Source organism: Cytophagia bacterium CHB2 (genome assembly GCA_030263535.1).
Lineage (GTDB): Bacteria > Zhuqueibacterota > Zhuqueibacteria > Zhuqueibacterales > Zhuqueibacteraceae > Coneutiohabitans.
Genome location: SZPB01000244.1, coordinates 1 through 9,871, shown reverse-complemented (window position 1 = coordinate 9,871; position 9,871 = coordinate 1). Strand labels below are relative to the sequence as shown.

The following is a 9,871-nucleotide window of genomic DNA, read 5'->3' as shown; positions in this document are numbered from 1 at the left end:
CGTGAGTCCGCGCCTGGGTTTGGCGTTTCCGGTCACCGATCGCACCGTTTTTCACTTGCAATACGGCAAGTTTGTGCAAGCGCCGCGTTTGACCGATCTGTATAATGGTTCGGCGTGGTATGACGCCATTTTCACCGGCGGCACCTCCTTCCGCACCAATGTGGTTGGCATCGGCCTGGATCCTGAAAAGACCACGCAATACGAAGTCGGCTTCAGCCAGCAGTTCAGCGAGATTGCCGCGTTTGATCTCACGGCCTACTACAAAAACATCGAAGATCAAATTCAGATCTCGCGCGTCACGGCGGATCCGCAATCGCCCGCACGTGATTACAACGTTCTCGTGAACGGTGATTTTGCCACCACCGCAGGCGTCGAGCTTTCGTTGACGTTGCGCCGCACCAAGCGAGTTGCCGGACAATTGAACTACACCTTTTCGCGTACGCTCGGCACGGGTTCGGCGCCGACCTCTGCTGTTTCCGGCGTCGAGCTGGCGCAAGAAGTTCCCACGATCCTTTCACCGCTCGATTTCAATCGTCCGCAACGCGGCTCCGCTAGCGTGGACTATCGCTTTGCCAAAGGTGATGGCGGCCCGATATTGCAGAATTTTGGTTTGAATCTTTTGCTCAATTTCAGCAGCGGCCATCCCTACACCCGTTCGGAAGGCGAATTCGGGCAGCAAGATGCTTCACTCGGCGGACAAATTACGGACCCGCGTTCACGCCGGCCGTTGGAAGCTGTGAATGCCTCGCTCACGCCCTGGAATTATGAGGTGAATTTGCGCCTCGACAAAACGGTTGACGTCGGCAAGTTTGGCCTCAATTTCTACATGTACGTGCAAAATCTGACGAACCGCAAGAATGTCGTCAACGTTTATCGCCGCACCGGCAATGCTTTTGATGACGGCTTCTTGAACAACTCTGATCTCAGCGGCCCGATTGTGGCAGCCAATGGCGGTGCCCCTTTCATTTCGCTGTACGAAGCGATCAATCTCAACGGCAACGGCGACAATTATGCGCAGGGCGAAACGGATATCATCGGCCTGCAATTGCTTGGTCCGCCGCGCCAGATTCGTTTTGGCGCCAAAGTTGAGTTCTAAGTTTCTCTTCTCATCACTTAGCTCCTTGCCGGCCTGAGACAGGTCCCTTTGTTTCAGGCCGGCCACTTTAACCTCGACGAGTTTTGGAGGAACTGTTAATGAAGCGATTTCTCACTGCCCTTCTGCTGCCGGCGATCCTGCTCTTCTCAGGATTCAGTGCGTTCGCTGCAGAAGAAGGTGGCGTTAAAAAGGGCGGCCGTAACGGCCGTTTAGCCAAAGTCGCAGCAGATGCAACGAATCAAACGCTGGTGAATATCGGGCAAGTGGCCTCTTGGATTTACTCGGATGGTAAATCCGCCAACCAGCCGGACGGCGGTTCGGGACTGTATTTTCCCCGCGGCAATATCGTTGCCGCCGCGATTTTCCAGGACGGTTTGGTGTGGGGCGGCAAGGTGAATGATGGCAGCGATCCCGCAATTCGCGTCGGCGGCCAAACGTTCAGCATCGGCACCGTACCTGGCGCTATTCTTTCGCCGGGTGTTGCCGAAGATGTCAATGATCTTGTGAATGTCGATCGTGTTTGGCGTATCCGCCGCGACTATGCCACCGCTGATCTGCGTCAAGATGCGGCTGAGTTGAATGTCATTAGTTCCGCCGCGGTGACGCCCGCGCAAATCGCCACTGTGCGCCAGCAATATGCCGCAGACTGGCGTGATTGGCCCGCGCGCAAGGGCGCGCCTTTTTATGATGCCGAAGGCGACGGCCAGTACAACCCGCAATTCAATGCCGATGGCTCTCCCAAGATTTTTCCGGAGGCGGATGAGCCGGGCATCGCCGGCGCCGATCAAGTCGTCTGGCTGGTGGCCAATGACTTGAGCGCGAGCGCCGTGCAAACGATGTATGGCTCGCCCTCCATCGGTTTGGAAATGCAGGCTACTCTGTGGGCGTATCGTCGTTCCGATGCTCTCGGTAATATCATCTTTAAGCAATTCCGCGTGATCTACAAAGGCACAGCCACGACGCCGGCAAATGCGACGATTGACAGCATGTACTTTTGCCAATGGTCGGATCCGGATCTCGGCGCAGCCGGCGACGATTTCGTTGGATGCGACACCAGCTTGAGCCTGGGTTATGTTTATAATTCCGTTTCCACCGACGGCAATTATGCGCAAGTGGGCCTGCCGCCACCGGCCTCCGGATATGATTTCTTTGCCGGGCCATTAGTGCCTGATCCCGACGGCGAGGCCATCTTTGGATTGAAGCGGCGTCCCGGATTTCGCAATCTTCCCATGACGTCTTTCGCTTACTTTGCTGCCGGGCAAACCGATAGCGATCCTACACGCGGCGGCGATTATAACGGCACACTGCAATGGTGGAATCTCCTACGCGGCTTCCGTCCACGGCCGGAAAATCCCGCACAACCCTGGACCGATCCGACCAGCGGCAACGCGATTACGAAATACCGCGTACCGGGCGACCCGGTGAGCGGCGCAGGTTGGATTGATTCCAATCCCGGCGATCGCCGGCTGTTGCTGTCTTCCGGTCCATTTACGATGGCGTTGGGAGATACCCAGGAAGTGGTGGTTGCTGTTTTGGCGGCTCTCGGATCGGATCGCTTGTCGAGCATCTCGGTGTTGAAGTTCACCGATCGCTTTGCGCAAGAAGCGTTTGATAATTTATTTGAATTGCCCAAGCCGCCGCAACCGCCCGTGCTGTCGGCCACAGAGTTCAACGGCCAAATTCTGTTGAATTGGGGCGAGAATCCCTCGGAAGTTGCCAAAACCGAAGGCGTTGTTGACAAGGGTTACGCGTTCCAGGGGTATAACATTTATCAATTGCCCTCGGCCGGCGCTGCTCTCAATCAGGGCATTAAACTGGCCACGTTTGATTTGGTTGATGAAGTCACGACGATTGCGCAAGAAACTTTCGACCAAGGTTCTGGCCTGGTGTTGGAGTTGCCGGTGCAAATCGGTAAAAATAGCGGCGTGCAACGCACGTTCGTGATTGAGCGTGATCGTTTCCGCGAAAAACCATTGGTCAACGGCCAAACCTATTTCTTTGCGGTGACGGCTTATAATTACAACGACAGTGAGGGCTTGACGACGAAAACATTGGAAAGCTCTCCTGCGGTGGCTACGGTTGTGCCGCAAACCACGAAACCCGGCGTGCGCTATCAAGTGGCGCGGGGCGACACTCTTTCTTCCACGCATGTCAGCGGCATCAGCGATGGTTCCGTGACGCCGGTGATTGTCGATCCCAGCAAGACCCTGGATGCTACCTACGAAGTCACGTTCGACGAGAACGGCCACTGGAAGCTGGTCAATGTTACCAGCGGGCAAGAGTTGCTTGCGGATCAAAGCAATCAAAGCGGCGACAACAATTATCTCATTACCGAAGGTTTGCAAGTGATTGTTGCCGGCCCGCCGCTTGCCGGTTTGGATTTTCATGTTGACAACAACAACAACCGCTGGGTTACCGGCGGCAATCACGGCGGCGAGATTTTCTTCGGCGGCGTATTCCTCGGCGCGAATTTCAACGGCAGCAACATGGCTGCGGCGAACTACCGAAATGTTCGCGTGGAATTTTTTGCCAAGGAAAGCTTCACCGATTTGAATGGAAACGGGCGTTATGATATTGGCGAGCCTTATCAATTGCCCGCCGGCGCCGGACAAACCGCCAATCTCTACTCCGGTTTTGCGTTGAATGCCTTCACCGGTCAAACGGTGGTGCCGTTCCGCGCGTTTGATATTGAAGTCGATCCGCCACGCCAGCTCGATATTGTTATACGCGATCGCGACGGTAATGGCCAGTGGGATTTGCATAAGCTCTATGCTGATGACGATCCCAATCGCGTGAACATCAACAATGGCGATTTCCAGTTCAATTATGTGTACATCCTCGACACCGACTATGATCCCAATCGCTGGAATCCCACAGCCGGCGGCCAGGATTTCATGGCGAGCCATCTTTCGGACGGCGGTCCGGTGCAATGGAATTTGTGGCTGGATCAACGCGGTTCGGCCGAGCCGCTGGGCGCAGCTTTCAGCATGGAATTGATCGCGCCCAACGTCAACACGGCGACGGATAAGTTCACGTTCACCAGCAAAGCGCCGGTGAGCAGCGTGGAGATGGCAAAGGCCGATCTCGCTATGGTCAATGTTTTTCCCAATCCGTATCGCGGCTTCAATCGGGCCGAGGCGAATCGCTTTAGTCGGTTTGTCACCTTCAGCCATTTGCCGGAACGCGCCACCATTCGCATCTTCACGCTGGCGGGCGTGTTGGTGCGCACCATTATCAAAGATGATGAGCGGCAGTTCATAAACTGGGATTTGCAAAATGAACGCAATCTGCCGGCGGCCAGCGGAATTTACCTCGCGCACATCGAATTCCCCGATCTCAACGAGGTCAAAATCTTGAAGCTGGCTATCGTGCGTGAAGAACAGTTCCTGCGCAATTTTTGATCTCACTTCATGTAACCTCCCCCCTTGCGGAGTGTGACCGTCAAGTCTGTCAGCCGGCTTGCTCTCACCTCCGTGAGGGGGGCAGATTACTCGAGCAAGGCATTAAGGAGAATGATAATGAAAAAGAATGCACGTTTGTTTCACATAACCTGTCTGGCTCTGCTCGTGATGTTGGGAAGCACCGCCATTGCGCAGCAGAATCAACCGGAAGGTGAGCGCCGTTCCGGCACCAATGCGGCCTCGGAGTTGTTGATTCCGGTCGGGTCACGTTATATTGCCATGGGCGGCGCATCGGTTGCAACTGCCAGCGGCTTGGAAGCCATTTATTGGAACCCTGCCGGCCTGGCCCGCGCAGAGCGTTCGGCCAATGCCATGTTTTCACACATGCGCCACATCGCGGATATCAATGTGAATTATCTCGCCGTGAGCGCTGACTTCAGCGGCTTCGGCTCCCTGGGCTTCAGTGTGAAGGCGATGGACATTGGCGACATTGCGGTGACCACGGAAGACAGCCCGGATGGCACGGGTTCCATCATCACCCCGCAATTCGTCACGGCCGGGCTTACCTATTCGCGCGCATTGACGGATCGCATCAGCGTCGGCACTACCGTCAACTTTATTTCGGAGACGATAGATCGCCTCAGCGCCTCCGGTGTGGCATTCAGCTTCGGCGTGCAATACAACAGCCTGCTCGCCGTTAACGGCTTGAGCATGGGTGTGGTTTTGAAAAATGTCGGGCCGAATATGCAATACGGCGGCACCGGGTTGCTGCGCAATGCTGACGCGCAAGATGTCGTACGCGGCAGTTCCCCGTACCAAGTCGTTGCCGGCAAAGATGAATTGCCCTCTTCGCTGGAGATTGGCCTCGGTTATAGTATGCCGTTGACCGAACGCGGGTCGCTCAATCTCACAACATTGTATCAAGACAACAACTTTGACGACGATGCTACGCGTGTGGGCGCGGAGTATACGCTGGATCAAAAGCTGTTTCTGCGCGCCGGCTACAGCTTTGCCTTCAATTCCGGCAATGATGCGGCTGGTGAGGGCCGGTATATCTACGGCCTCACGTTGGGCGCGGGCTTGCAGCTCGACCTTGGCGGGCTTGAAGCCAACCTGGATTATGCCTTCCGCCAGGTGCAGTTCTTCGATAACTCCAACGTGTTTTCGTTGAAGCTTGGTTTTTAGAAGCCATCCTCTGTGGTGGTTAGTAGATGAAGGGTTGGGAGATTTTCTCCCAGCCCTTTTTTGATTGCACGGAGGGCATAAAAATTTTTACAAGAAAGAGCGTTCGCGCGCAGATATCGATCACCTCCGCCGGTGCATTTGATAAAAATTGGCGAAATTCCCTGGAATTTCTCGACAACACCTTTAACCAAGGGAACCAACATCAATAGCCGAATTTTCAAAAAAGTGAAACAAAGAGACGATAACATGTTCCTATCTTTCCACCGTCCTTGCCTGGGCATGCAAATTGGTTTTGCATTCTGGTGTGTATTTGTTCTCAGCGTGCGAGCGCAAGTTGCAGAACCGAATCGTTTGCAGCTCAGTTTGGATCTGGCGCAGTATCAGGACTCAAATCGCCAGAGTTATCTGGAAATTTATTATTCGCTCCCGCAAACGCCCGCATTCTCCGATGCTCAAAGTGAGGGCAGCCGGGTGGTGTTTGATTTGCGTATCTATCATGAGCAAGAATTGTGGGCGACCAAGACCTGGAAAATCGCGGAAGCTGTGCGAGCCGGCGCGCAAAATGCCCCGCCTCGTGAATTTGTCGATGTGCTGCGTTATGAAATCACCCAGCCGGGACGCTATCGCGCCGTGTTGAGCGCGCGTGATCTCAGCCAAACCGGGCCTCCGGACAGCGTGGCTGCCTCGTTGCACGCGCGCCGTTTTTCGCCGCAGCACGTGGAGGTGAGTGATGTGATCATCGCCTCACAAATCAAAAAAGCTGACGCGGCGGGTGCATTGGTGCGAAATACTTACGAAATCATCCCCAATCCGCGACGATTGTTCAGCGGCGAAGCGCCGGTTTTATATTATTATTTTGAAGCGTACAATTTACAGGTTGAACCACATTCCATCTATAAATCATATTGGCAGGTGGAAGAAAGGGATGGAACATTGGTCGCCGGCATGGGGCCATTTTATCGCACCAAAACAAACCGGCATGATTCCAGCATAGAGATGGGCCTCTTGAATGTTGGCGCGCTGCCCACGGGGGTCTATAATTTGGTCTACGGCGTGGCAGATTCAGCGGAAAACATAGTTGCCAGCGCAAAGAAGGGATTCTATGTCTATGACGCCGAGGCGCAGCAGCCCGCCGCCAACTCTGATCCGCTGTATATGATGCTGCTCAAATCTGGCGTGGAAGAATTGCATGCTGAATTTGAGCGCATGCAGCATATCACACTCAAAGAGGATATCGATCTTTTCAAAAGTCTTGACAACGTTGAAGCCAAACGGAAATTTATTGCCTCGCTTTGGCAAACGCGCAAACCGGAACTCTATGCCGACGGCGCGGGCTTTCGCCAGGTTTATTTGACGCGAGCCCAGCAAGCCGAGGAACAATTTCCCACGGTGCTGCGGCCCGGCTGGAAAAGCGACCGCGGCCGGATTTTTATTCTCTATGGCCCGCCTTCGCATGTCGAGCGCATCAGCAGCCATGCCGCGACCAAACCCTATGAAATTTGGACCTACAATGATTTGCAGGGCGGGGTCATTTTTGTTTTTGTCGATCGTACCGGATTCAAAAATTATGAACTCGTGCATTCGACTCATCGGAATGAACTGCAAAACCCCGGCTGGGAACGATTCGTGCAATTAGGCTCGAGTCTCGGCCAGTAACAATTTCCGAGGGATGAATGTTGCCTCTCGTAATCTCCTCTCACGATATTCTTGGAGCATGCTTGCCAAACTTGTCTTGACAATTTGAACCCGTTTCTCCAAATTATCCGCACAATTCATGTACCTCTTAAACTTTTATCAAAGGAGGAGATGAGTATGAAGCAAAACGCTACTCAACCTCGTGTTAGTGAGCGCAAGCTCGTGTTGGTGAGTCTTGGTATGCTGTTGTTGTTAACGGGCAACCTCTTTGCACAAGGCGTAACGACAGCCGCCATGAACGGCGCCGTAACGGACAGCAAGGGCGAGCCCCTGCCGGGCCTGGCAAACGTGATTGCGATTCACGAGCCAAGCGGCACACGCTATGGCACGGCGACTCGTACTGGCGGCGCTTTCAACATTCCAAACATGAAGGTTGGCGGCCCATACTCGATTACCGCCAGCCTGATCGGCTACAAAGCGCAAAAGCAGGAGAATGTCTACCTCAACCTCGGCCAGACTGTTAGTCTTAACTTCAAACTCGTGGAAGAAGCCTTGACGATGGAAGGCATTGAAGTTTCGGCCGAGCAGGACGAGGTTTTGAATAGCGATCGCACCGGTGCGGCGACCTTCATTAAACCGGCGCAAGTGGTCGATTTGCCCTCGGTCAAGCGCAGCACGCGTGATCTCACGCGCCTTGATCCGCGCAGCGACGGCAACTTCAGTTTCGGCGGACGCAATTGGTTGTACAACAACATTTCGCTCGACGGTTCTTATTTCAACAATCCGTTCGGCCTTGACGATCCCGCTCCCGGCGGCCAGGCGGGCGCAGAGCCGGTGCCTTACGATGCCGTTGAACAAGTGCAGGTTTCGATTGCGCCGTTTGACGTGCGTGAAGGCGGGTTTACCGGGGCTGGTATCAACACCGTCACGAAAAGCGGCACGAATGAATTTAAAGCCTCGGTTTATAGTTTCGTGCGCAATGAAAGCCTGTTGGGCAACAAAGTCCGCGGTGAAGAAGTTATCGCCAACCCGGATCTGGCGTTCAACCAATCCGGTTTTACGGTGAGCGGTCCGCTGGTAAAGAACAAACTTTTCTTCTTCGTGAACGGCGAGCTTGAGCGGCGCGATGATCCCGGCACGAATTTCGTCGCGAACCGGGGCGCTTCGGGATTCGGCGTTTCGCGCGCGCAAGCTTCCGTACTGGATCAGATTCGGCAACGCATGATCAGCGTCTACAATTATGATCCGGGAGCCTATGACGGCTTCATTCACGAAACAAACAACAACAAGCTGCTGGCAAAACTGGACTGGAACGTCAACGATCATCACACCGCCACGTTCCGCTACAATTTGCTCGACGCGGTACGCGACTTGCCGCCGCATCCCTTCGTGTTGAGTTTCAATAACACCGGCCGCGGCCCCAACGAAGCGAGTCTGCCGTTTCAAAATTCCGGCTATGCCATTAACAATGAATTGCATTCCTTTGCATTCGAATTGAACAGCCGCTCCAATAAGCTCGCCAACCGCTTTTTTGCGAGCTATAATCGTTTCCGCGATTTTCGCGAGCCGTTCAGCGCCGATTTCCCCACCATTGAAATCGGTGAAGGAGGCGTGACCTATACGACGGTCGGCCACGAACCGTTTTCCATTCACAATATTTTAGATCAAGACGTTTTTCAATTCACCAATAATTTGAGCATTTTCTCCGGCAAACACGTTTTCACCGTGGGCGCAAATTTCGAATCCTTTTCGTTCTTCAACTCCTTCAACATTTTTCGCCACGGTGTGTTCTTCCTTCCGCCGGTCACCGGCATCGGCACAACGTTTTCCTCGCTGGATGAATTTTTTGCCGCGACGGATCCCAATCGCGCCGGCGGCCCGATTAATTTCAGAGGCCTGATCGGCAGCGGACCGTTTAAAGGTGAGAATATCGACGTCGGCCAGCTCGGCATTTACGCGCAAGATGAATTTCAACTGTCGCCGTTCTTCAATCTTACTTACGGCCTGCGCGTCGATTTTCCGATGTACTTCACGGATCCGGTTGATAATCCTTTTTCCCGCGGCTTGACGGCCTTGGACGAAAAGGGCAATGCCGAAACGATTGAGCAAGACAAGCTGCCGGGCGCGACGCCGCTGTTCTCGCCGCGCGTAGGCTTCAATTGGGATGTCAACGGCGACCGCTCGACGCAATTGCGCGGCGGCACCGGCATTTTCACCGGACGCGTGCCGTTTGTGTGGATCGGCAATGTGATCTCGAATCCCGGCGCCAATCCGAATTTGTACAGCCCCTTCGTCCCCGGTTCTCCACAAATCAAAACTTCCGATGACGCCATTCTGCAGCAATCGTTCGATGTCAACGCGATGGATCCGGATTTCAAATTTCCCCAAGTCTGGATCACGAATCTTGCCGTCGACAAGCAATTGCCCAGCGACATGCTCGGCACGCTCGAATTGGTTTACGGCAACGACATCAACGCGGTGTTCATGCGCAATGCCGATCTTGTTGCGCAGGTGCGGCGCTTGCGCGATGGCCGGCCGTATTACGGCGGCTTTG

The 9,871-nt window shown here is 54.2% G+C and carries 4 protein-coding genes; all 4 read left to right on the top strand.

All coding sequences use genetic code 11. The features are described 5' to 3' along the window. The first annotated feature begins 1,194 nt into the window (after positions 1-1,194). Positions 1,195-4,497 (top strand): T9SS type A sorting domain-containing protein, encoded by a 3,303-nt coding sequence (locus tag FBQ85_20430; GenBank protein ID MDL1877504.1) that lies wholly within the window; start codon positions 1,195-1,197, stop codon positions 4,495-4,497. Positions 4,498-4,608: 111 nt separating this feature from the next. Next, positions 4,609-5,682, top strand: a complete 1,074-nt coding sequence (locus FBQ85_20425) for a UPF0164 family protein (GenBank protein ID MDL1877503.1) — start codon at positions 4,609-4,611, stop codon at positions 5,680-5,682. A gap of 246 nt (positions 5,683-5,928) precedes the next feature. Continuing rightward, the gene (locus FBQ85_20420) at positions 5,929-7,338 is read left to right on the top strand and encodes a GWxTD domain-containing protein (GenBank protein MDL1877502.1); all 1,410 of its coding nucleotides are present in this window, start codon (positions 5,929-5,931) and stop codon (positions 7,336-7,338) included. Positions 7,339-7,488: 150 nt separating this feature from the next. After that, on the top strand, positions 7,489-9,871 hold a 2,383-nt coding region (locus FBQ85_20415; GenBank protein MDL1877501.1), incomplete at its 3' end, for a TonB-dependent receptor.

Coding starts and splice junctions, on each gene's coding strand:
- FBQ85_20420 (MDL1877502.1), top strand. CDS start 5,929: ATGTTCCTATCTTTCCACCGTCCTTGCCTGGGCATGCAAATTGGTTTT.
- FBQ85_20430 (MDL1877504.1), top strand. CDS start 1,195: ATGAAGCGATTTCTCACTGCCCTTCTGCTGCCGGCGATCCTGCTCTTC.
- FBQ85_20425 (MDL1877503.1), top strand. CDS start 4,609: ATGATAATGAAAAAGAATGCACGTTTGTTTCACATAACCTGTCTGGCT.